21 protein-coding genes are annotated in these 21,514 nt (G+C 63.3%); 12 read left to right on the top strand and 9 right to left on the bottom strand.

Annotated elements, in window-relative coordinates:
- Positions 1-53: 53 nt before the first annotated feature.
- Positions 54-377, bottom strand: coding sequence for a hypothetical protein (locus FAA86_RS12985; protein WP_167494972.1), 324 nt, complete (start codon positions 375-377; stop codon positions 54-56).
- 342 nt (positions 378-719) lie between these two features.
- On the opposite strand from FAA86_RS12985, the gene FAA86_RS12980 reads away from it, so the two are divergent.
- Together FAA86_RS12980 and FAA86_RS12975 are read left to right on the top strand one after the other, a co-directional pair.
- A complete protein-coding gene (locus FAA86_RS12980) occupies positions 720-1,058 on the top strand; it encodes a hypothetical protein (RefSeq protein ID WP_136541175.1) in 339 nt (112 codons plus the stop codon).
- A gap of 10 nt (positions 1,059-1,068) precedes the next feature.
- Positions 1,069-1,947: a CsgG/HfaB family protein gene (locus FAA86_RS12975; RefSeq protein ID WP_136541173.1), complete on the top strand. Its 879-nt coding sequence runs from the start codon at positions 1,069-1,071 to the stop codon at positions 1,945-1,947.
- Positions 1,948-2,060: 113 nt separating this feature from the next.
- Here the strand turns inward: FAA86_RS12975 and FAA86_RS12970 are convergent, their stop codons facing one another.
- Positions 2,061-2,564: a hypothetical protein gene (locus FAA86_RS12970; protein ID WP_136541171.1), complete on the bottom strand. Its 504-nt coding sequence runs from the start codon at positions 2,562-2,564 to the stop codon at positions 2,061-2,063.
- A gap of 216 nt (positions 2,565-2,780) precedes the next feature.
- Between FAA86_RS12970 and FAA86_RS12965 the strand changes: the two genes are divergently transcribed.
- From FAA86_RS12965 to FAA86_RS12955, 3 genes are all read left to right on the top strand, one after another.
- A complete protein-coding gene (locus FAA86_RS12965; protein WP_136541169.1) occupies positions 2,781-4,139 on the top strand; it encodes a chloride channel protein in 1,359 nt (452 codons plus the stop codon).
- 146 nt (positions 4,140-4,285) lie between these two features.
- Positions 4,286-4,972, top strand: a complete 687-nt coding sequence (locus FAA86_RS12960) for a glutathione S-transferase family protein (protein ID WP_136541167.1) — start codon at positions 4,286-4,288, stop codon at positions 4,970-4,972.
- 92 nt (positions 4,973-5,064) lie between these two features.
- A complete protein-coding gene (locus FAA86_RS12955) occupies positions 5,065-6,528 on the top strand; it encodes a protein adenylyltransferase SelO (RefSeq protein ID WP_136541165.1) in 1,464 nt (487 codons plus the stop codon).
- 15 nt (positions 6,529-6,543) lie between these two features.
- Here FAA86_RS12955 and FAA86_RS12950 read toward each other — a convergent pair whose 3' ends face one another.
- A complete protein-coding gene (locus FAA86_RS12950) occupies positions 6,544-7,431 on the bottom strand; it encodes an SDR family oxidoreductase (protein ID WP_136541163.1) in 888 nt (295 codons plus the stop codon).
- Positions 7,432-7,538: 107 nt separating this feature from the next.
- Here FAA86_RS12950 and FAA86_RS12945 point away from each other — a divergent pair, with 107 nt between their 5' ends.
- Entirely contained in the window at positions 7,539-8,354 is an 816-nt protein-coding gene (locus tag FAA86_RS12945) for a helix-turn-helix transcriptional regulator (RefSeq protein WP_136541161.1), read from the top strand.
- A 63-nt stretch (positions 8,355-8,417) separates the two neighbouring features.
- Here the strand turns inward: FAA86_RS12945 and FAA86_RS12940 are convergent, their stop codons facing one another.
- Entirely contained in the window at positions 8,418-8,948 is a 531-nt protein-coding gene (locus FAA86_RS12940) for a DUF992 domain-containing protein (protein ID WP_113461832.1), read from the bottom strand.
- 239 nt (positions 8,949-9,187) lie between these two features.
- Between FAA86_RS12940 and FAA86_RS12935 the strand changes: the two genes are divergently transcribed.
- The 3 genes from FAA86_RS12935 (at position 9,188) to FAA86_RS12925 (ending at position 14,501) form a co-directional block, all read left to right on the top strand.
- Positions 9,188-9,619, top strand: a complete 432-nt coding sequence (locus FAA86_RS12935; RefSeq protein WP_136541159.1) for a pyridoxamine 5'-phosphate oxidase family protein — start codon at positions 9,188-9,190, stop codon at positions 9,617-9,619.
- Between the two features lie 231 nt (positions 9,620-9,850).
- On the top strand, positions 9,851-12,412 hold the full coding sequence (locus FAA86_RS12930) for a GcvT family protein (protein WP_136541157.1): 2,562 nt from the start codon (positions 9,851-9,853) through the stop codon (positions 12,410-12,412).
- A 649-nt stretch (positions 12,413-13,061) separates the two neighbouring features.
- Complete coding sequence (locus FAA86_RS12925) at positions 13,062-14,501, top strand: coniferyl aldehyde dehydrogenase (RefSeq protein WP_246035065.1); 1,440 nt, start codon at positions 13,062-13,064, stop codon at positions 14,499-14,501.
- Positions 14,502-14,520: 19 nt separating this feature from the next.
- Here FAA86_RS12925 and FAA86_RS12920 read toward each other — a convergent pair whose 3' ends face one another.
- Both FAA86_RS12920 and FAA86_RS12915 read right to left on the bottom strand, forming a co-directional pair.
- On the bottom strand, positions 14,521-15,855 hold the full coding sequence (locus tag FAA86_RS12920; protein ID WP_167494970.1) for a putative bifunctional diguanylate cyclase/phosphodiesterase: 1,335 nt from the start codon (positions 15,853-15,855) through the stop codon (positions 14,521-14,523).
- Between the two features lie 271 nt (positions 15,856-16,126).
- Complete coding sequence (locus tag FAA86_RS12915; protein ID WP_136541153.1) at positions 16,127-17,230, bottom strand: saccharopine dehydrogenase family protein; 1,104 nt, start codon at positions 17,228-17,230, stop codon at positions 16,127-16,129.
- A gap of 149 nt (positions 17,231-17,379) precedes the next feature.
- On the opposite strand from FAA86_RS12915, the gene FAA86_RS12910 reads away from it, so the two are divergent.
- Both FAA86_RS12910 and FAA86_RS12905 read left to right on the top strand, forming a co-directional pair.
- A complete protein-coding gene (locus FAA86_RS12910) occupies positions 17,380-17,811 on the top strand; it encodes an Lrp/AsnC family transcriptional regulator (RefSeq protein ID WP_136541151.1) in 432 nt (143 codons plus the stop codon).
- 80 nt (positions 17,812-17,891) lie between these two features.
- Entirely contained in the window at positions 17,892-18,392 is a 501-nt protein-coding gene (locus FAA86_RS12905; protein ID WP_113458059.1) for an avidin/streptavidin family protein, read from the top strand.
- Between the two features lie 11 nt (positions 18,393-18,403).
- Here FAA86_RS12905 and FAA86_RS12900 read toward each other — a convergent pair whose 3' ends face one another.
- On the bottom strand, positions 18,404-19,747 hold the full coding sequence (locus tag FAA86_RS12900) for an HD-GYP domain-containing protein (protein ID WP_136541149.1): 1,344 nt from the start codon (positions 19,745-19,747) through the stop codon (positions 18,404-18,406).
- Between the two features lie 184 nt (positions 19,748-19,931).
- Here FAA86_RS12900 and FAA86_RS12895 point away from each other — a divergent pair, with 184 nt between their 5' ends.
- A complete protein-coding gene (locus FAA86_RS12895; RefSeq protein WP_113458061.1) occupies positions 19,932-20,516 on the top strand; it encodes an ATP-dependent Clp protease proteolytic subunit in 585 nt (194 codons plus the stop codon).
- A 77-nt stretch (positions 20,517-20,593) separates the two neighbouring features.
- On the opposite strand, the gene FAA86_RS12890 is transcribed toward FAA86_RS12895, so the two are convergent.
- Together FAA86_RS12890 and FAA86_RS24610 are read right to left on the bottom strand one after the other, a co-directional pair.
- Complete coding sequence (locus FAA86_RS12890; protein WP_246035064.1) at positions 20,594-20,926, bottom strand: hypothetical protein; 333 nt, start codon at positions 20,924-20,926, stop codon at positions 20,594-20,596.
- Positions 20,927-21,009: 83 nt separating this feature from the next.
- Positions 21,010-21,513 (bottom strand): hypothetical protein, encoded by a 504-nt coding sequence (locus tag FAA86_RS24610; RefSeq protein ID WP_167494969.1) that lies wholly within the window; start codon positions 21,511-21,513, stop codon positions 21,010-21,012.
- Position 21,514 lies beyond the last annotated feature (1 nt).

Raw genomic sequence — 21,514 nt, 5'->3', positions numbered from 1 at the left:
CATGCCCGCACAGCGGGCGAGCTCGCGTTTCCAGTCTCATACAGATTTCAGTTTCAGTATTCCGCGCAGGCCGGATCCTGACACCATTGCGGGAAGTCGATCCACGGCGCGTCCGGCCATTCTGCCGGCTTGCTTTCCATATAAGTGGCCGCCGCCCGGATGTAATTGTTCTGCGCCTTCACGAGTTTCGTCGAGCAGATATAGGCGGCATGCTGCTTGATCAGTTTGCCGATGCTGTCCTTCGCCCGTTGGTCGATGCTGTTGGGAACAGGCTGTTTCAGCGCCAGGAAATAAGCGTCGATTCCGGACATGACCGTCAGCGGCGAGCCCTGGACAAATGTCTCGCAGGTTGCGCCGGCCCGCTTCAGTTCGACCATGGCCCGCACGAAGTCTTCGACCGTGTTCGTCTCTGCGTATGCCGCCGATGCGCCCAGGCTTATGGCAAGTGTCAAAGATAGAAATCCGCGCATGTAATGAGCCTATACATTCACTTGTCGTTCCCGGATTCTTGCGTCATCCCTTCTCTATTGTCCAGTCTCGCGATTTGTATCGCCGTTGTTGTGTATAGGTGTTGTCTTTCGGCAACGAGCTCTGCGCGTCTTCTCGCTTCGTTTGTTTTTACAGTAGATTTCCGCTGTGCCAGGTGGGCTTTAGTGCTATCCCATGGTCATCTAAGGGTGGAAAATGCGCCAAAAGCTCATGGATTTTGAGGGGGTATTATGATCGTTGCTCGAAACTTCATCTGCATCGTCATGATGGCCGGGGTGTTCCCTTCAGTCGCTTTTGCAAATGGTCTCGGTGAAGATCGCCCCTATCAGTTCCGGTCCGCCAACGAGCGTCAGGTGCTGCTCAATCTCGAGCGGACCCGGCTGGAACTGCAGGGCGAATTCCCGGCCACCGGCGTCGGATCCGGCTCTGGACTGGGCACGCAGCAGACCGGTAACGCAACGACGATCAACATTAATGGCTCCGGCAACACGGTCACGGTCACCCAGACCAATTCGGGTGCGCAGACGATCACCCAGACAGACAGCAACAACTCGATCTTGAACAATTGAGGTCTGAGGCATGACATCTGGAAAATTCCGCAGCCTGCTGCTCGCTCCCGTGTTGTTGCTCGCCGCCTGCCAATCGCAGACCGCCGAGAAGGCTCCGAAGGAGCCGTTCCTGGGACCGGTTCCCATCGCAACGCGCACGCCGGTTGATGCCGCGCTGGAATGCCTGAGCAAGCAACCTGAAGTTCAGCGCTATCCGCGGATGTTTGCAGTTCATGTCATCACGGACCAGACCGGCCGCTATTCCTCTGAGGAAACAGGCAATTATCTGCCGCGTGACAGCGCCGGCATGATGGTTTCGCTTCTGCAAAAGGCCGGTGTGAAGCAGGTCAATCGGTCGAATACAGCCGTTCCGGAATGGGAAATTGCCCGTGCCCGTGAGCAGATCCTGGGCGACGGCGGCAATGTCGTCGTCGGCGATGAAAGTCTGCCATTCCGCCCGCTCGTCAAGGGTGCCTTGCGCGGCTCCGATTATGTCATCGATGGTGTGATCACCCAGCTCGATTTCAACACCTATTCCGGTGGTCTCGAAGCAACCGTGGGTGGCGGCGGCGGCGGTGCCCGTCGGTTCGCCGTCACGGCGGCCGTCGACATCCGCGTCACCGACACGAAGTCCACGCGCATTCTCATGGCCAAGTCCTATTCGAAGCAGGCGGTCGGGCGCGAGGTCTTCGCGTCGGTGTTCCGCTTCTTCTCCGACGAGCTGTTCGACATCAAGATCGGCAGCAAGTCGCAGGAAGGTCTGCAGGCTGCCGTGCGCTGGACGCTGGCGGATGCGACCTATGATCTCGTCAAGGAATTGACCGGCCACAAGGGCTCCTGTGACGCCCTTCTGCCGCAGGCTTCCCAGGATGACCGCGCACCGGTCGCCGAGGTCGCTTCCGTCAATTGAGGCTCTCAGGGCACAGATTTGCGCCGGCATTTACGCGGCGGGGGAGACCATTTCCCGCCGGCCCTCAACGCCTCAAGCGTCCATCATTCCTTATTGACGCTATGACCGTAGCCCTATTTCTCCACACCCAGCACTTCCGCGCAGCGTGACAGGCTGAAGCCGTCGCCGTCGGTGTCGTTGCTCGCCCTGATTGTTGCGATGACACCGGCTGTGTCGGTGTTGATCTGCAGCTCGCAGAAGAGCTGCTGGTATTGCGGCGGGCTGATCATCTCGGGTTCCCAGAAGGGATCGCGGGTCACCACGCGGGTCTGGGTCACCACCGTCTTGCCGGCGCCATCGGTCCTGGTTTGCGTGCGAACGATCGTGCGCGCCGGCTCGGGGCTCGAATAGGTCGGCGGAATGTAGCGGGTCTTGTCGCCGCCGCGCCAGGTGTAGATCTTGCCCGTCGACAGCGGATATTCGCTGATCGGTGGTCCATAGGCGGCAAAAAAGCGTTCCACCGGCTGTCCGATCCAGCGGGACTGCAGCGCCCGATTGGCGTCTTCGGTCGTCGTGCAGCCGGCAAGAAGGCTGCCGCCAAGGATCAGGACGGCGGTGAGGGCGCTTTGAATTCGCATGGCTTTCCTCGGAAATTTGGTGATTGATCCTAGACTGCCGTGCGGCGCTCTCGCAAGCAGGCCACGCGTGTCTTCAGCGCAATTCCTCCGTCCAAAACTGTGCTCGTGATCACCGGGCCGCAGGGCCGGTCTCGGGCAAAAGCACGGCTTGCGACTTGATTCTCGAAGTCTCGGGGTCGATAACCCGCCGCAATCGGATTGGCACCGGTGGAGAGAATGCAAAAATCCTACAGCAAGTCGAAGCTCGTCCGGCGGTCGCGGGTCTTTCGGGGTTCGCTCGGGCTCTGGCGCCCGCGGCTGGTGTTCTGGACCGGGGCGCTCGCCATTGGCGTCACCAGCGTCGGCTTTGCCTGGATGGCCGATTTCGCGCAGGAGACCTTTCATCACGCGACCATGGCCGGCGAGTGGACATTCCTGCTGCCTCTCCTGGTCACGCCGCTCGGCTTCATTGCCTGCGCCTGGCTCGCCATCACCTATTTTCCGAACTCCCAAGGCAGCGGCATACCCCAGGCGATTGCCGCCCGTCACCTGAACGACAACGAGGACCGGTCGCGGCTTTTGTCGCTCAAGGTCGCCTTCGGCAAGATCGCGCTCACCACGCTTGGCCTGTTTACTGGCGCCTCCATCGGGCGCGAGGGGCCGACGGTGCAGGTCGGCGCCTCCTTCATGCTGGCGGCTGCGCGCTTCGGCGGCATGGCGCAGGCGCGGGGGCTGATCCTTGCGGGCTCGGCTGCGGGCATTGCGGCTGCCTTCAACACGCCGCTTGCCGGCATCGTCTTTGCCATCGAGGAAATGAGCCGCGCCTATGAAAGCCGCGCCAACGGCATCGTGCTGACGGCCGTCATCCTGTCGGGGCTGGCCGCGCTCGGCCTTGCCGGCAGCTATCATTATTTCGGCTCCACATCCGCCATTCCCGTCTCGGTGCGCGACTGGGCGCTCGTGCCGGTCTGCGGCATCGGGGGCGGCGCGTTGGGGGCGGTGTTCAGCGGTTTGGCGCTGCATCTCGGCATACGGATCCGCCGCTGGGCACAGCCGGCGCCGGTCAAGCGCATGGTGCTGTTTGCCGGCGCCTGCGGGCTCGGCGTGGCCTTCATCGGCGTCATCTCCGGCGGCACGACCTTCGGCACCAGCTATGAGCAGGCGCGCGGGGCGCTGGCCGGCGAGCCCACCTCCATGATCTTCTTCATCGAGAAATTCCTCGCCAGCTTCCTGTCGATGATTTCGGGCATTCCCGGTGGCATCTTCGCGCCGTCGCTGTCGATCGGAGCAGGCTTCGGCAGCACCATCGGGCAGGTCATGGGCACCAGCGTCGCGCTCGGCGCCGTACTCGGCATGGCCGGCTATTTCGCCGGTGTCGTGCAGGCCCCGATGACGGCCTTCGTCATCATCATCGAAATGACCGGCAACGACCATGCCATCCTGCCGATCATGGCGGTTTCAATGATCGGATACGTCACCTCCCGCCTCCTGTCGCCAGAACCGCTCTATCATGGCCTGTCGCGCAACTTCATCGCCGCGGCGATCCGCGCCCGCCGCGCGGACCATCGCCATGGAGAAGAGAGGGAGCCGCGGTGACAATCGTTTGCTTCGATCCGAAGATGCGTGACAGTTACTCTGCGCTTTCCTTGGATGCGGGGAGCGTGGATTGAAGGGGCGCACATCTGCTAGGCTCTGCCAGCGTCGTCGCCCTGTTTCCGGCAGGCGGACGTGGGAGGGTCGTCATGAAGCTGCATTACAGTCGCAATCCCAATCCCCGGCTTGCCGTGGCCGTGGCGCGCCACCTGGGATCACCGGTCGACTTCGTCTTCGCCGCGCCTTTTTCGCCAAGCGAGACGGAGCGCTACCGGCACCTCAATCCGAGCCTCTCCATCCCGATCCTGGAAGAGCAGGGGCGGCGCAGCCTTTGGGAGGCGGATGCCATCGCCTGCCGCCTTTCGCGGCTCTCCGGTGAGAATTTCTGGCGGACAGACGACGAGGACGAGCCGGACATGATCCGCTGGCTGAGCTGGGGCAAGGCGAATTTCGTCAGCGCCTGCGACATGGTGCATTTCGAATTCGGCACCAAGCAACGGTACGGCATCGGACCTGTCGATCAGGCGAAGGTCATAGAGGGGCTTGGGGCCTTCCGGCAGTCGGCTGCCATCCTGGAGAAGGAGCTGTCGGGCCGGCCCTTCCTGCTCGAGAGCGGCCTCTCCTATGCCGATTTCCGCATGGCGAGCTTTCTGCCCTATAACGACGTGGCCGGCCTGCCGCTTGGCGACTACCCCGCTGTTGCCGCGTGGTATCGTCAGCTGGAGGCATTGCGCGGCTGGGGAGATCCGTTCAGCGGTCTCGATGCGCCCGACCTGCCTAAGGTCGCAAGCGCCGCGGAGCGACAGGAAAAGGCAGCGGCGGAACCGCCGGTCTGAACCCAGGTTCGGCTTGTCTCGTGACCGGGTGGGTCCCATATCAGAGAAAAGCCCAAGACATGTCCGCCCCGCCGCGGACCAGGAGTGCCATCTTGTTTTCCTTCGACAATAGCTATGCCCGCCTGCCGCAGACCTTCCACCGGCCGGCGAGACCCGCTGCCGCCTCCGCGCCGAAGCTGATCCGCTTCAACAAGGACCTGGCCGATGAGCTCGGCCTTGATGTGGCCGATGCGGATGAGGCGCGGCTCGCCCAGGTCTTCGGTGGACAGGTGATCCCGGTCGGTGCCGAACCCTTGGCGCAGGCCTATGCCGGCCACCAGTTCGGACATTTCAATCCGCAGCTCGGCGATGGCCGTGCGCTTCTGCTCGGGGAGGTCATCGATCGGGAGGGGCGGCGCCGGGACATCCAGCTCAAAGGCTCCGGCCCGACAGCCTTCTCCCGCAATGGCGATGGCATGGCGGCCCTTGGGCCGGTTCTGCGCGAATATATCGTCTCTGAAGCCTTCGCCGCGCTCGGCGTGCCGGCGACGCGGGCGCTCGCGGCCGTCGAGACCGGTGAACAGGTGGTGCGCGAGACCATGCTGCCGGGTGCCGTCTTCACCCGTGTCGCGTCGAGCCATATCCGTGTCGGCACATTTCAATTCTTTGCCGCCCAGGGCGACGAAGAGGCGGTGAAGACACTTGCCGATCATGTCATCGACCGGCACTACCCGGAGGCCCGCAACGCGACGAACCCTTATCTCGCCATGCTCACAGCGGTTGCCGAACGGCAGGCGCGGCTGATTGCCCGCTGGCTCTCGATCGGCTTCATCCATGGCGTGATGAACACCGACAACATGGCGATCTCAGGCGAAACCATTGATTTCGGCCCCTGCGCCTTCCTCGATGAATATGATCCGCGCAAGGTCTTCTCATCGATCGACCAGCGCGGCCGCTATGCCTATGCCAACCAGCCCGGCATCGGTCAGTGGAATATCGCGCGGCTTGCGGAATGCCTGCTGCCGCTGCTCGACGAGGCGGAAGAAAAGGCGATCGAAGCGGCCAACGGCGTGCTGAAGGCCTTCGGCGATGTCTTCCAGGAGGCCTGGCTCGATCTCTTCAAGGCCAAGCTCGGCGTCAGCGGGGAGGGCGCCGACGACCGGCAGTTGGTGAGCGATTTTCTGGAGCTCATGCATCAGGGCGAGGCGGATTTTACCCTCACCTTCCGCACCCTCTCCAAGGTTGCCGGCGGTGCTGCGGTCGAGACACTGATCGATCTCTTCCAGGTGCCGCCGCCCGGTCTGTCCGACTGGCTCACTCGCTGGCGTGCCCGTATCGGCGACGATCGGACACCCGCCGAGCGGCAGGCTGCGATGGAAGCGGTCAATCCGGCACTGATCGCCCGCAACCACAGGATCGAAGAGGCCATCGCCGCAGCAATCTACGGCGACTACTCCTTTTTCCATCGCCTCGTAGACGCGCTTGCCACGCCTTATGTCGAGGATCCCGAGACGGCAGATCTGCGTGTCCCGCCGACGCCGGATCAGCGGGTCACGCGGACCTTTTGCGGCACGTAAGCGCCGCATGAGGGGTCAGCTGTGGCGCATGGCCGCGAGGTCGTCGAGCAGCGAAGGCCCCGATGCGGTCCAGCCCAGCTCTGCGCGTGTCCATGCCGATGATGCCTTCATGTCGAGAACAGCGAAATGCGCCATCGCCCCGAGTTCTTCGCCGGCCGCAGCGGCCGCGATGGATCTCACCGGCAGCTTGAGGCTCTCGCCGATGGCTTGGGTGATGTCGCGGATGCGGATGCCTTCTTCATCCACCGCATTATAGCGCGCGCCGGGCGTCGCCTTCTCCGCCGCCAGGCGATAGAGGCGGGCGGCATCGTCGATATGGCAGGCCGACCAGCGAGCCTCTCCGTCGCCGACATAGACGGCCTCTCCCTTGGCGCGGGCGATGTCGATGAGGTAGCTGACGAGGCCCTGGCGCCGCGTGTCATGGATCTGCGACAGGCGGATCGCCGTGACGTTGACGCCCTCATGCAGCAGATCCTGTCCGGCGCGCTCGGAGGCCGTGCGCGGATTGCGCTGCTCGAGGTTCAGCACATCTTCCCGGGCCATCTCGCCGGGGGCAGGGGTGCCCATTCCCACGGCCGAGGTGATCAGAAGCGGGCGGTCGGATCCCTTCAGCGCTGCGCCGAGCGCCGCGATCGCTACCGCATCCTTCCGGCAATTGTCGGGGAAATCCGAGAAGTCATGGTCGAAGGCGAGGTGGATGACAGCATCGGCCTTTTCCGCGCCGCGCGTCAGGGTCTCGGGGTCCTCGAGCGTGCCGTGATGCACTTCGACCCCTTGGGCTCTGAGTTTGTCGGCACCCTCGGCAGAACGGGTGAGGCCGATAACCTGATGGCCGGCGGCCTGGAGTTCGGGGATGACGGCCGAGCCGATGAAGCCGGTCGCGCCGGTGACGAAGATACGCATGTGCTTGTCCTTTGCAGTTGTGTCGCGACAAGCAATGCCAGATCTGTTATCCTGTTAAAGAAGTGACTTTATCATGGTATAATTGCTTCCCGGATCGCGACCCGCTCATGGCCACCACCACACTCGCCACCTTCCTCAGAGATCGCCGCACGCGCCTTGACCCCGCCACCTTCGGCCTTGCCGGCCGGCGGCGCACGCCCGGGCTTCGGCGCGAGGAGGTGGCGCAGCGCGCCAATATCAGCCCGACCTGGTATACCTGGCTCGAACAGGGCCGCGGCGGTGCGCCCTCCGCCGACGTGCTGAACCGCATCGCGCGTGCCATGCTGCTGACCGAGGCCGAGCGGGAGCACATGTTCATGCTGGGGCTCGGCCGTCCGCCCGAGGCGCGCTACACCTCGGTCGATGGTGTCAGCCCGCGGTTACAGCGCTTCATCGACCGGCTGGAGACCTGTCCTGCCGTCATCAAGACCGCCACCTGGGAGGTGGTTGCCTGGAACCGGGCTGCCACGCTCGTCCTCTCCGACTATGGCAAGCTGCCGCCCGGCGAGCGCAACATGCTGCGCTTCGTCTTCTGCAATCCGGAGGTGCGCGCCAAGCAGCATGACTGGGAGACGATCGCCCGCTTTTCCATCGCCGCCTTCCGGGCCGATGCCGCGCGTGCCGGGGCGGTGTCGCAGATCGGTGCCCTGGTGGAGGAGCTCAGCGAAACAAGCGCGGATTTCCGCCGGATCTGGAACGACAACGAGATCAGCGTGCCGGGCGAGGGGCAAAAGCGGCTGGTGCATCCGGTCTTCGGCACCATCGATTTGGAGTTTTCCTCCTTCGCCGTCGATGGCCGCGTCGATCTGAACCTGATAATCTATACACCGGTCGATCCCGCCGTGGCCGAACAGATCCGCCAGCGGGTGCTGGAAAGCGCCTGATGGTGCAACAGAAAAAGGCGCCCCTTGCGAGGCGCCTTTTCTTATTCGATCAAGTCTTTCCGATCAGATCGACGGCTGCAGCGTCATCGACGTGCCGGTTGCCGCGATGTTCAGGCCGATCTGGCCGGACACGCTGACCGGCTGCAGATGGATCGAACCGGAGGTGCCGCCGAAGAGGACATTGGCACCAACGCCGGCGCCGACGGTCGCTTCTGCGGTTGCGCCACCATAAAGGCCGCCGAGCGAGCCCTTGTGGTAACCGGCGGTCGGGGCAAATACGGCCCAGATCACGCGGCTACGGGTCGTGAAGCCGAGGTCGACGCCGAACTTCTTGATCGAGCCGGAATAGGTGTCGAGCGGCTCACCGTCGATGACGGAGGTAAAGGCGCAGTCGGCCGTCTTGGCAGAGCCGAGGACGTAGCCGAAGCCACCGCCGATCTGGCAATCCAGATAACCGATGCGGACACCGCCAACGCGGTCACTTTCGATCACGGCGGGAGCAGGCGCTGCGGCGGTCATGTCGGCGGCGGCGGTGATGCCGGCCGAGGTCAGAACGGGCAGGGCGGCGAGGCTCAGAGTGAGCAGTTTTTTCATGGCGATTCTCCTTCCATGTTCGGCTGCCAGGTGCGGGATGGCCGTTTTCGGCTTCTCAGGCAGCATGGAACAACGCCTATCGGCAAAGATTGATCCAACTGAGGCTGAAGATAGGCGGCAAAATGGCGATCCACCGCTTCATCCGCCCCGTCGCGCCAATGCCACGCCGAGCCTCTCCATCGCCCGGAACAAATCCGAGCCCCGGCGCTTGTCTCGGACACCCCAGCCGGAGACCTCCCATGACACTCACGCTTCCCGAATTCGCCAAGAAAATGCAGAAGATCGATTTCTGCATGATGATCACCAAATCGGAATTCGGCGCCATTGCCAGCCGCCCGATGAGCAACAATGGCGAGGTCGACTACGACGGCGACAGCTACTTCTTCTCATATACCGACACCCGCAAGGTCCGCGAGCTGACCGCCGACCCGACCGTGTCGCTCACCTTCACCGCACCGCCCAGCCTACTCGGCAAGCCGGGCATCTTCGTCGCCGTTGAAGGTCGGGCCAGCCTGATTGCCGACAAATCCGTTTTCGAGGCCCACTGGACCAAGGATCTCGATCGCTGGTTCCCCGAGGGCATCGACACGCCCGGCATCGTGCTGATCAAGGTCCATGCCGACACCATCCAGTATTGGGACGGCGAGGATAACGGCGTCATCCGCGTCTGACTGAGACGCGCAACCGTTGACAGATCAGGGCGTCGGCCATTGCCGGCGCCCTTTCTCGTTCTCGATGCGACACTTCCACCCAGGCTCCCGGCGCGATCGGGCGGATCGGGGCGTGGACAGTGGTCGTGGGTCTCTTGCAGAATGTCGCAGACAGGCTGCAAATGCCCACGCCGGGCTTTTAAGATCGGCGCCACATCATCCACTCCCAGACATCGGGGTATCGAGAAGACCATGGCAGAGTTTCCGTCCAAGGCAAAAGTCGTCATCATCGGGCTCGGCGGCATCGTCGGCGCCTCCATCGCCCATCATTTGATCGAGCGCGGCTGGGACGACATCGTCGGCATCGACAAGTCGGGCATCCCGACCGACATCGGCTCCACGGCGCATGCGTCTGACTTCTGCTACACCACGTCCCACGACTATCTCTCGGTCTGGACCACCCAGTATTCGATCGATTTCTACGAGAAGATGGGCCACTACGCCCGTATCGGCGGGTTGGAAGTCGCCCGCACCGGCGACGACACCTGGATGGAAGAGATCAAGCGCAAGCTCTCCTCTGCCCGCGCCTTCGGCACCCGCGCCCATTACGTCTCGCCCGCCGAAATCAAGCAGCTCTTCCCGCTGATCGAGGAAGACCAGGTCATGGGCGGAATGTTCGATCCCGACGCCGGCCTTGTTATCCCGCGCTCCCAGACCGTTGCCGGCAAGCTCGTCGATGCCGCTGAAAAGTCCGGCAAGCTCAGGATGTTCGGCAATACGCCGGCCAAGTCCCTCATCGTCGAGGGCGGCCGCATCAAGGGCGTCGTCACCCATCGCGGCACGATCATGGCCGATCACGTCATCGTCTGCGCCGGTCTGTGGGGCCGCCTGATCGCCGAAATGGTCGGCGAAGACCTGCCGGTCATGCCCGTCGACCATCCGCTGACCTTCTTCGGTCCTTATAACGAGTTCGAAGGCACCGGCAAGGAAATCGGCTATCCGCTGCTGCGCGACCAGGGCAATTCCGCCTATATGCGCGACACCGGCGACCCGAAGACCACTGAGGGCGGCCAGATCGAATGGGGCTATTACGAGCAGCACAATCCGCGCATGTGCCATCCGCGCGACCTGCTCGAAAAGCACGAGGCGCGCCTTTCGCCCTCGCAGCGCGATCTCGACATGGAGCAGATCCTCGAGCCGCTCGAGCGCGCCATGGAGCTCACCCCGATCCTCGGGGAACTCGGTTATAACGAAAGCCATTCATTCAACGGCCTGCTGCAGGTGTCCGCTGCCGGCGGCCCGTCCTGCGGCGAAAGCCAGAAGGTCCGCGGCCTCTGGTATTGCGTCGCCATCTGGGTCAAGGACGGCCCCGGCTACGGCAAGCTGATTGCCGACTGGATGACCGACGGCCGCACGGAAATCGACCATTCCTCGATCGATTACGCCCGTTTCTATCCGCATCAGCTGGAAGAGAAGTTCATCGAGGGCCGCTGCTACGAGGCCGCCCAGAAGATCTATTTCCCGGCCGTGCACACCCGCGAGCCCTATGCCTCGGGCCGCAATGTCAAGCGCTCGCCGATGTATGAGCGCGAAGTCGAGCTCGGCGGCTATTTCATGGAACTCGGCGGCTGGGAGCGTGCGCATGGTTACGCCGCCAACGAGCACCTGCTGGAAAAGTATGGCGATCGCGTTCCGGTTCGTGAAAACGAATGGGATAACAGACACTTCTGGCGCGTTTCCAATGCCGAACATCTGGCGATGAGCGAGGATTGCGGCATCGTCAACCTCAGCCACTTCCACATGGTCGACATCGAAGGTCCTGACCATGTCGAACTGCTCGAATGGCTCTGCGCCGCCAAAATCGGCGGCGACGCGAATATCGGCAAGGGCATCTATACCCACTTCCTCGACGACGAGGGCATGGTGCGCGCCGACTTCACCGTCTTCCGCATGGCCGACCGCTGCCGCCTGGTGAACGGCGCCGATGCCGGCCCGCGCGACCTCTATTATATGAAGCGCGTGGCGGAAGATCGTGGCCTCAACGTCACCATCACCGACACCTCGGAGAAGTATATCACCATCGGCATCTGGGGCCCGAATGCCCGCGCCACGCTGAAAAAGGCCGTGGCCGATCCCGCCGGTCTCGATCCTGACAATTTCCCCTTCGCCGCGATCAAGCCGATCGAGATTGCCGGCAAGCATGTCACCGCCTTCCGCATTTCCTATGTCGGCGAGCAGGGCTGGGAACTGCACATGAAATACGAAGACGGCCTCGCCGTCTGGGATGCGCTGCGCGCAACGGGTGTGATGGCCTTCGGCGTCGAGACCTATGCCAACTCGCGCCGCATGGAAAAGAGCCTGCGCCTGCAGAACGCCGATCTCTTGACCCAGTACAACCTGATCGAGGCCGATCTTGCCCGCCCGAAGGTCAAGGAAGCCGATTTCCGCGGCAAGGCCAAGCATCTCGAATACAAGGCGCGTGACAAGCAGCCGGCCATGCTCTGCACGCTCGTCATGACCGACAATGTCGACAGTAAGGGCGTCGCGCGCTACCCCGTCGGCTCCATGCCGGTCGTCGACCCCGCGTCAGGCGACGTCCTGATCGACAGCCTCGGCCGCCGCTCCTACACGACGTCGGTCGCCTTCGGCCCGACCATCGGCAAGAACATCGCGCTCGCCTATCTGCCGGCGGAGTATTGTGAGGTGGGTCGCAAGCTGAACGTGGAATACTTCGCCGAAAGCTTCCCGGTCGAGGTTGCAGCGGTGGGGTATAAACCGCTGTATGACCCAGAGAACTTGAAGCCGCGCAGCTGAGGGCGGTTCGCACACCGAGTTATGGACCCGTCGGTCGAGAGGCCGGCGGGTTTTTTTACCTCTCCCCCTTGTGGGAGAGGTTGCAAAATCGAAGGCTTAGCCCGATCAGGGCTAAACCTCAGATTTTGTTGGTGAGGGGATCTGTGATGGTGGCACGACGAACGGGCCCCCTCACTTGCGATTTCTGATGTTTAGGCGGCTTACGCTCGCTTAATTCCTCTCGCAGCCTGCGCGCGGCGTCGCGCTCAGGCCTCCGTTCGCTGAAATCGATTCACTGGATCGATTTCTGGCCTTCGGCCATCGCTCCGAAGTCTCCCCCACCAAGGGGGAGATGAGCGCCGCGCAAGACCGACCGCCCTCGTCCCAATCACCTCAGCCCCTCATCCGCCCCCTGAGCCTGTCGAAGGGCGGGCACCTTCTCCCCGCAAGCGGGGAGAAGGCCGAAACGGCCACCGCGCGTGCCCCCTCTCCCCGCCTGCGGGGAGAGGGTAGGGTGAGGGGCAAAGCCACAGGCTCGACCTCAAGCCTTCGATTTTCCGTTCTCTCCCGCAAGGGGGAAGATGGCCCCCACCAAAAATCATTTGTTCTCCCTTGAACAAATGGGCGTAAACTGCCCATCTTGAGGGAGAAGAAGCCGGAGGATAAAGGCGTGGATGGACAGGTGTTGCCGAAAGTGGACATGGCCGATCCCGGCGCGCGGATCGCGTCCCTGCTCGACGCGCAGAAGGCCGGCTGGGCGAAGGACGTGACGCCTGATCATGCCACCCGTGACGATCGCCTCAAGCGGCTCGACCGGATGGTCGTGGACTGGCAGGAGCGGTTCTGCGCCGCGATTTCGGAGGATTTCGGCAATCGGCCGGCCGTTGTCACGACGCTGACCGATATCGTGCCGCTGCGCGCCGCAATCCGCCATGCGCGCAGGCATCTCAAACGCTGGATGCGGCCGCGGCGCGTGTCGCTTGCCTGGACCGGGCAGCCGGCTTCGGCCGTCATCCTGCGCCAGCCGCTCGGCGTGGTCGGGATTGTCGCGCCCTGGAATTATCCGCTCAACCTGATGCTGTCACCGCTGACAGGCGCCCTTGCTGCCGGCAACAGGGCGATGCTGAAACCCTCCGAGCTGGCGCCCGCCTTTTCCGAAGCCCTGGCGAAAGCCGTGGCCGAGACCTTTACCGAGGACGAAGTCGCCGTCGTGACCGGCGGGCCCGAGGTGGCGACCGCCTTTACATCCGCTCCCTTCGACCATCTGATCTTCACCGGCTCGACCGCCGTTGGCCGCAAGGTGGCGGAAGCGGCGGCGAAGAATCTCACGCCTGTCACACTCGAACTCGGCGGCAAGTCGCCTGCCATCCTCGACGCCTCCGTGCAGTTCGACAAGGCCGTGCCGCGCCTCGTCTGGGGCAAGCTCCTGAATTCCGGCCAGACCTGCGTGGCGCCCGATTATGCGCTGGTACCGCGCGATCGGGTCCAGGACTTCCTCGCCGCGGTTAAGGCCGAGGTGGACAGGCAATATCCCGGCCTGCCGGCCAACCCCGATTACACCTCGATCATCAGCCCCAGGCATTTCTCTCGGCTCACCCGGCTTGTCGAGGAAGCGCGTGAGACGGGCGCCGAGGTGGTCGAGCTGGCCGGTCCGCATGATCCCGACGCCCGCGTCTTTTCGCCGGTGGCAGTCATCGGTGCTCCCGATGAGACCGCCGTGATGTCGGAAGAGATTTTTGGGCCGATCCTCCCGATTGTGCCCTATGACATGCTGGAGGAGGCGATTGCCTATATCAACCATCGCGACCGCCCGCTGGCGCTCTACTGGTTCGGCGAGGACAAGGGCGCGCAGGAGCGGGTGCTGTCGGGCACGATCGCCGGCGGCGTCACCGTCAACGATACGATCCTGCATCTCGCCCAGGACGATCTGCCCTTCGGCGGTGTCGGAGCCTCCGGCTACGGCGCCTATCACGGTGAAGCGGGGTTCCTCGCGCTTTCCAAGGAAAAGCCGGTGCTGAAGCAGTCTCGCCTGTCGGCGGTCAAGCTGCTCTATCCTCCCTATGGGCGCTTCTCCGACTGGATGCTCAAACTCCTTGGCCGCTTCGGATGACTGCAAGGCGCGTCGCCGGTCAGCCGGCGGCCATGCGGGGTGCCGGGCGCAGCTCAGGCGCTGCAGGCATCGCCCTCGGCTGGGGTGCGATGACGGACAGCTCGAAATCGGCAAGCGGCATGGGTCGGCCGAAGAGATAGCCCTGGAAGATCCGGCAGCCGGTCGTCTCGAGGAAGGCGAGCTGCGCTGGTGTTTCGACCCCCTCGGCGACGGTTTCGACGCCGAGATCGGTGGCGATCGCCCTGATCGAGCGGAGGATTGCGGCATCGCGATCGTGCTCGGCGGCCGCGACGACAAAGCTGCGATCGATCTTCAGCTCGCTCACCGGCAGGCGGCGCAGATAGGCGAGCGAGGAGAACCCGGTGCCGAAATCGTCGAGCGAGAAGGTGAGGCCCAGCCGCTTCAGCGCGGTCATCTTGTTCGCCACGGGCTCGAGCCCGGCAATCAGAACGCTTTCGGTGAGTTCGAGGCGCAGCCGGGTCGGGTCGATCGGGTGGCGTTCGAGCAATTGGCGCAGCGTCGTCTCGAAATCGCCTTCGTTGAACTGGCTGGCGCTGACATTGACCGAAAGCGTGAGCGCCGAGAGGCGCGGATCCTCTTTCCAGCGGACGAGGGTCGTGAGCGCCTCTTCCAGCACGAAACCGCCGACGATGGGCATCAGGCCCATTTCCTCGGCGGCGGGAATGAAGCTCGAAGGCGGGATCGGCCCACGGGTTGGGTGGTTCCAGCGCAGGAGCGCTTCGGCGCCGAGCACGCGGCCATCTCGGTCGGTCTGCGGCTGATAGGCGAGCGAGAGCTGGCCCTGACGCAGAGCAGCCAGGAGATCACGCGCAATGCCGCGCGGGGCGGAAAGGCGCTGCTGCAGGGCATAGATCGTGCCGCAGAAGACCAGGGCCGCCATGGTCGGATTGAGCCAGACACCGATGGCATGGAGCTCCGGCGGGACCGGCTGGGCAAAGGGGAGGCGCAGGTCTGCTGCATGCAGGACGACGAAGGTCACGAGGCTGGCCGCGATGATGGCGAGCTGCAGCCGGGCGGGGCGCCGGAGATAATTGAGGTAGGCGAGCATGCCGAGGACCGGCAGGAAGAGATGCGTGACGCGCGGCGCACCATTTTGCGGCACGTCGAACATCAGCGAAAAGCCGATGATGAAAATCAGGAAGCTCATCTGCGCGACCAGCAGGAAGAGATCGAGCCGCCCCTTGGTGACGAGCGCAAAGCAGACGAGACCGGCGATGACGGGGAAGAATTCGGCGGCCGCCATCAGGTACTGGCCGTCGACGAAGAAGACGACCGTCCACAACAGGGCGAAGGCTGCCACCGTCAGCGACACGGCCTGATAAATGCGGATCATGCGAGCCGCTTTGTGCTCTTCACTGCCCTTGCCGATCATATCCTGCCCGATCTTCCCCTCAGGGCCACGGATGGTGCATTCCCGGCAGACATGCGGGAGGCTCAGATCAGGATACTCTAACTTAGGAGGCTAAAGAAACGGTGTATCGTGATAATTGCATTTGCAACGATCGGGCGCTGCAGATCAACGCTTCTCGGCGGGGTTGGGGCGGTTCTGCCAGTGGCGAACCGCCCCTCCGGACCTTCTGGTCCTTCCTCCCCCCGGAGAACTCTCAGCCGGCCTTCGCGACCTTCATGACTTCAGGGTCGTAAACCCGACCGAAGCGATTGGCAAGGAAGGCGTCGAGACCAATTTCTTCCTGGCGCACGAAACCGGCCTGCGGCAGCGTGCCGTCGGCGAGCAGGTCGAGCACGGTGCAGATGCCGGCGGCCGTGGTGATCTGGATGGCGCTCATCTTCTTAGCAGCAACCACGCCGGCATAGACCTTGTTGGCATAGGTTTCCTGCAGATAGCGCCCGTCCTTCCAGCCGCAGACGGTGACGAAGATCACGACGACATCCTGCATGGTGGCGGGCAGGGCGTTTTCGAAGAGATCCTTCAGCACATCGCGGCGGTTCTTCAGGTTGAAGTCGTTGAGCAGCGCCTTGATGATCGCCTGGTGGCCGGGATAGCGGATCGTGCGATAGTTCATCGTGCGCACCCGGCCTTCGAGCGTCTTGGCCAGCGTGCCGAGACCGCCCGACGTGTTGAAGGCCTCGTAGGTGACGCCGTCGAGCGAGAATTCCTCGCGCTCTTCCATGGCCGGCACCACCGTCAGCTTGCCTTCGACGATGGCTTCGCAGGGCTCGATATATTCGTTGATCAGGCCGTCGGTCGACCAGGTGAGATTATAGTTCAGCGCATTCGACGGATATTGCGGAAGCGCCCCGACGCGCATGCGGACCGTGTCCAGCGTGTCGAAATGCTTGGTCAGGTCGTTGGCTACAATCGAGATGAAGCCGGGGGCGAGGCCGCATTGGGGGATGAAGGCGGAACGGGCGCCGCGGGCAAGTTCTTCGACCTTGCGGGTTGTAGCGACATCTTCCGTCAGGTCGAGATAATGGGTCGCGGTGCGGGCGGCGCTTTCGGCGATGGCGCCTGTGAGGTGGAAGGGGGCTGCCGAGAGCACGGCGAACTGGCCGGAAAGCGCCGCGTCGAGGGCTGCCGCATCCGTGATGTCGAGTTCAAGGGTCTTCACGGCGGGGTGGCTATCGAGCTTTGCCAGTTGCTCGGCGCTGCGGTCGGCCACGGTAACATGGTACTCGCCGGTTTCGGCCAGCATGCGGGCGATGGCGCCGCCGATCTTTCCGGCTCCGATAATGGTGACGTTTTTCATGGCATTGCCCCTCATATGCATGTCGCCCGGCTGCCCGGGTTCGTTGTCTGTGATCGAACCAGTGTGGCGGTGATGCATGCCGATTCCAAGTGACGATCTGTGCGGTTTGCGGTATTGTTCTTGGCAAATCGACGAAGAGGATGGGCGATATGCAGCTGACGGACAAGGACAGGGAGCTGCTGGCGCTTCTCTCGGAGAACGCGCGATTGCCTGTGGCGGAGCTTGCCCGCAAGCTCGCTCTTTCCCGCACCACCGTCCAGGCGAGGCTCGAACGGCTGGAAGCGCAGGGCGTGATTGCCGGCTATCAGGTGCGGCTGTCGGACGCCTATCAGAGCGGGCTGATCCGGGCGCATGTGATGATCACGATCGCACCGAAGGCGCTGTCGGCGGTGACGGGAGAATTGAACGCGATCCGCGAGGTATCAGCCCTTTATTCGGTCAATGGGCCGTATGATCTGATCGCCATCGTGGCTGCGCCGTCCATTTCCGAGCTCGATCGGCTGATCGACCGGATCGGCGAATTATCGGGCGTGGAGAGAACCTTGTCCTCCATCATTCTCTCGACCCGCATTGCGCGGTGATCGCTCGAGAGCTCGTGTATCTGTAAACCCTTAATCAACCATATGTTGTTATTGTGCGCCAAATCGTTCTGGGGGTTGGGATGAGAGTGGTTGCACTTCTGCTTGCATCGGTACTCTGGCCGACGGGGCTTCTTGCGACGCCTGCCGTCGAGAAAGGCGTAGCGCTCGAGATTGCGCCGGGGACTTCGACCTGGATCAACCGCAACGGATCCGTGCTGGTTCTGGACCGCGGGCAGGATGGGCTGTTGCAGGGCTATTTCGTCAACAATGCCCCGGGCAAGGGATGCCGCGGCATTCCCTATGCCCTCGACGGTCGCATTGTCGATGGCATGATCGCCTTCCACGTCACCTGGCGAAACGGGGTGGCCGACTGTCCGAGGCAGACGGAGTGGCGCGGTGAGATCCGGCCCACCGACGAGGGGCGCCTCGAAATCCATGCGGCGTGGGAGCAGTTTTCCACCATCGTCGCAATCGGGCTGAGCAGCGAGGAGCCGGAAAAGGGCACCGACATCTTTACCCTGCAGATGGGCAATGAACTGCTGCCTGAAAGAGTGGCGCCAGGCATATCGGTAATTCCCTAAGCGAACTACACTCAGGCTGCGGCGAGCTCCGCCTTGTCGAGCGCCCGCTCCAAGGCTGCAATGCAGATCTCGTCGTGATGGCGACCGGCACCTTCCCAGAGGATCGAGAGCGCCTTGGCGACCGGCATGGCGGCGCGGTAGGGGCGGTCGGCGGTCAGGGCATCGAAGACATCGGCGGTTGCAACGATCCGGGTCTCGAAGGAGATCTCGTCCCCTTTCAGGCCGCGCGGATAGCCGGAGCCATCGAGCTTTTCGTGATGCGCGCCGCCGATCAGGGCGAGGTCGGAAAAGGCGGCGATGCGCGAGAGAATTGTTTCGGAAAATTCCGAATGCCGTTTCATCTGCTCCCATTCCTCGCCTTCAAGGCGGCCCGGCTTGTCGAGCACGCTGTTGGAGACGCCGAGCTTGCCGATATCGTGCAACAGGGCGGCACGCTTCAGGCGGCGGCGCTCGGCCAAGGGCATGCCGAGCTCTTCGGCGATCATGTCGGTGAAGAGGGCGACGCGGTCGCTGTGGCCTGACGTGTAGGGGCTCTTGGCATCGATGACGCGGGCAAAGCCTGCCGCGATGTCGTCGAGATAATCCTCGTCGGCCATGACTGCCTGGCGGCCGGGTTCGAGCGCCAGCACATAGGCTTCCAGATTGTCCGCGCCGAGTTCGGCGAAGAAGACGGGGGTGGCGAGTTGTTCGAAGACCTGGACGAGCGTGGGATCAAACCAGCTGCCGGCCCGCTTTCTCACCTCCGCCAGGGCTGCCTGCGAGCCCTGATGGACGAAGAAGACATCAATGACCTGGGCCATCAGGGCGATGCGGGCGAAAAGATGGATCTCCGTTCCCTTCAGTCCCTGCGGCTGGCCGCCGCCATCGACATGTTCGTCGAGATCGAGAATGCCGCGGGCGACCTCCTCGGAAAAGCGCATCTGGCGGGCGATCTCGGCGCCGCGCTGGCAGCGGGTCTGGATGAGGCTCGTGGTGAACTCTCCGCCATTCTTGAAGACATTGAGGATGCCGCGGAAGCGCTCGGCGAGGCCTGCTTGCATGCCGGTATGGGAGAGCACGAATTTGAGGATCTGCGGGAAGGAGCCATCGACCAGCTTGAAGTCGTGTTTGAACTTCAAGTCGTCGGCGAGATAGAGCTCGCAAATGCGTGCGGCATTCGACGAGCAGCCGAGATCCTTGAGGAGCAACGTGTAATAGAGATCGCGCAATTCCTCTTCGCCAAGGCCAAGCGCCTGGCCGATGCGCGTGCCGATGAAGCAGCAGCGGACGCAATGGCCGGGCGGCTGACCCTCCGTCATGTCCAGCGCGTGGCTGAGCGCTTCGATCAGTTCGGCAAGCCTGATGGTCTGGGTCATGGACGCTCCTTCAGACGGGAGCTTAGAAGCTTTGTCTTAAGAAGCCGTATTGGACGGAGCTTGCCATAGCGCTCGCGTCAACCTCCTGTTCATCGCTTCCGTGCTTGTCTTTTTCCCGCATTGTCTTAAGCCATGAGACGCACTATGTGCGGATAAGCCAAACCAACGAGGACTGTCCCCTGTGATGAACGAAGACGAAGACGACAAGAGCAAGGAACTGCCGATCGGCAAGGAAACGGAAGCGAACCTCTTCAAGTCGCGTTCGATCTTCATCTATGGCGGGATCACCATGGAGCTGGCGCAGAAGGTCTGCACGCAGCTCGTCGCGCTCGCTGCCGCATCGGACGAAGACATCCGCGTGTTCGTCTGCTCGCCGGGCGGCCATGTCGAGGCCGGTGACGCGATCCATGACATGATCCGTTTCATCAAGCCGAAGGTGTGGATCATCGCGACCGGCTGGGCCGCGTCTGCGGGTTCGCTGATCTTCGTGTCCGTGCCGAAGGAGCGCCGCCTGGCGCTGCCGAACACCCGCTTCCTGATGCACCAGCCGTCCGGCGGCACCCGCGGCATGGCCTCCGACATCGAGATCCAGGCGCGCGAAATCATCAAGATGAACCAGCGCCTGATCAAGATCTACGCCAAGGCCACCGGCCAGTCGGAAGAGAAGATCGCCAAGGATATCGACCGCGACTACTGGCTGTCTGCCGAAGACGCCGTTTCCTACGGTCTCGTCGGCCGGATCATCGAGAGCCACGCCGACATCGGCTGATTGCTTCTTGCATGACGATACAGAAAAGCCGCCGGAGCGATCCGGCGGCTTTTTTCATGGCTTGCGGTCTTTGCCGATCAGATGAGCGGGCAACCGCGGCGATTGGCGAAACGCAGCTGTTCGGGGCCGCGGCGGGTGAAGCCGCGCACGGTCACGCTGCGGTCGGTGACGCGAGCGACTTCGGCGCGGCGCAGGCCTTCCTCGCGCGCGGCGCGCTGGGCTTCACGCGGGCTGCAGCCACGGTCGCGGCGGTCGCGATCGCGATCGCGGATAATCGGGCGAACGCCATCGGGGCCGATGCGCAGCTCGACATCCTGGGCGGAGGCCGGCGCGGCGAACGGGGCGGCCAGCGGAACGCTGACAAAGGCAAGCGTGGTGACGAGGGCTGCACGCAACAATTTGGCGGACATGATCGGGGTCTCCTTGACTGTCGTGGCGGAAGAAGCCGCAGGAAGCCCGAAAGTTCCGTCGTCTCAGGCAGATGAGAATGGTTTCAGCGCCACTCGTGCAGCCGGTCAGCCATCAGAGGCCGGGTCATGACCAGCGGCAACTTGCCCTCTGCGCGCTCCGCATAGGCGATCGCATCCGCCTCGTCGTTGAAGCCGATGAAGATCATCGACAGGACCTTCGCCTTCGGCGCGCCCTTCTTGCGATAGACAAGCTTCACCGCGCAATGCGGAAAGGCTTCGTCCAGCACCGCCCCTTCGGGCAAAGCATCCGACAGGGCGAGATGGGCGCCGAGGCCGAGGAAACGGTCGATGGCGGCAAAGGCGGTCGCCTCGGGCAGCTGCTTGTTCTCGGACGATCCCGGCGCGCGGCCCCAAAACAGGCTGTCGACCAGCCCCTTCGCACGCTTCGACTTCACCACCACGAGCCCGCCGGCCGCGACAAGCTCCAGATGGGCGTTCCAGGTCTGGAAGAGCTCGGGGGACTGGTGGAGTTCGGCAAGCAGGGGGCGGAGGGCGGCGGTGAGGTCGGTGTGGAGGGCAGGGGGCATC

It is taken from the genome of Rhizobium rosettiformans W3, assembly GCF_004912135.1.
Classification (GTDB): Bacteria; Pseudomonadota; Alphaproteobacteria; order Rhizobiales; family Rhizobiaceae; genus Allorhizobium; species Allorhizobium rosettiformans.
Note: the sequence above shows the minus strand (reverse complement) of the source record. Positions and strands in the feature narration are given on the sequence as shown.

Coding starts and splice junctions, on each gene's coding strand:
- FAA86_RS12935 (WP_136541159.1), top strand. CDS start 9,188: ATGACACTCACGCTTCCCGAATTCGCCAAGAAAATGCAGAAGATCGAT.
- FAA86_RS24610 (WP_167494969.1), bottom strand. CDS start 21,513: ATGCCCCCTGCCCTCCACACCGACCTCACCGCCGCCCTCCGCCCCCTG.
- FAA86_RS12930 (WP_136541157.1), top strand. CDS start 9,851: ATGGCAGAGTTTCCGTCCAAGGCAAAAGTCGTCATCATCGGGCTCGGC.
- FAA86_RS12985 (WP_167494972.1), bottom strand. CDS start 377: ATGGTCGAACTGAAGCGGGCCGGCGCAACCTGCGAGACATTTGTCCAG.
- FAA86_RS12900 (WP_136541149.1), bottom strand. CDS start 19,747: ATGACCCAGACCATCAGGCTTGCCGAACTGATCGAAGCGCTCAGCCAC.
- FAA86_RS12905 (WP_113458059.1), top strand. CDS start 17,892: ATGAGAGTGGTTGCACTTCTGCTTGCATCGGTACTCTGGCCGACGGGG.
- FAA86_RS12890 (WP_246035064.1), bottom strand. CDS start 20,926: ATGTCCGCCAAATTGTTGCGTGCAGCCCTCGTCACCACGCTTGCCTTT.
- FAA86_RS12940 (WP_113461832.1), bottom strand. CDS start 8,948: ATGAAAAAACTGCTCACTCTGAGCCTCGCCGCCCTGCCCGTTCTGACC.
- FAA86_RS12980 (WP_136541175.1), top strand. CDS start 720: ATGATCGTTGCTCGAAACTTCATCTGCATCGTCATGATGGCCGGGGTG.
- FAA86_RS12895 (WP_113458061.1), top strand. CDS start 19,932: ATGAACGAAGACGAAGACGACAAGAGCAAGGAACTGCCGATCGGCAAG.
- FAA86_RS12965 (WP_136541169.1), top strand. CDS start 2,781: ATGCAAAAATCCTACAGCAAGTCGAAGCTCGTCCGGCGGTCGCGGGTC.
- FAA86_RS12975 (WP_136541173.1), top strand. CDS start 1,069: ATGACATCTGGAAAATTCCGCAGCCTGCTGCTCGCTCCCGTGTTGTTG.
- FAA86_RS12960 (WP_136541167.1), top strand. CDS start 4,286: ATGAAGCTGCATTACAGTCGCAATCCCAATCCCCGGCTTGCCGTGGCC.
- FAA86_RS12910 (WP_136541151.1), top strand. CDS start 17,380: ATGCAGCTGACGGACAAGGACAGGGAGCTGCTGGCGCTTCTCTCGGAG.
- FAA86_RS12945 (WP_136541161.1), top strand. CDS start 7,539: ATGGCCACCACCACACTCGCCACCTTCCTCAGAGATCGCCGCACGCGC.
- FAA86_RS12950 (WP_136541163.1), bottom strand. CDS start 7,431: ATGCGTATCTTCGTCACCGGCGCGACCGGCTTCATCGGCTCGGCCGTC.
- FAA86_RS12920 (WP_167494970.1), bottom strand. CDS start 15,855: ATGATCCGCATTTATCAGGCCGTGTCGCTGACGGTGGCAGCCTTCGCC.
- FAA86_RS12970 (WP_136541171.1), bottom strand. CDS start 2,564: ATGCGAATTCAAAGCGCCCTCACCGCCGTCCTGATCCTTGGCGGCAGC.
- FAA86_RS12915 (WP_136541153.1), bottom strand. CDS start 17,230: ATGAAAAACGTCACCATTATCGGAGCCGGAAAGATCGGCGGCGCCATC.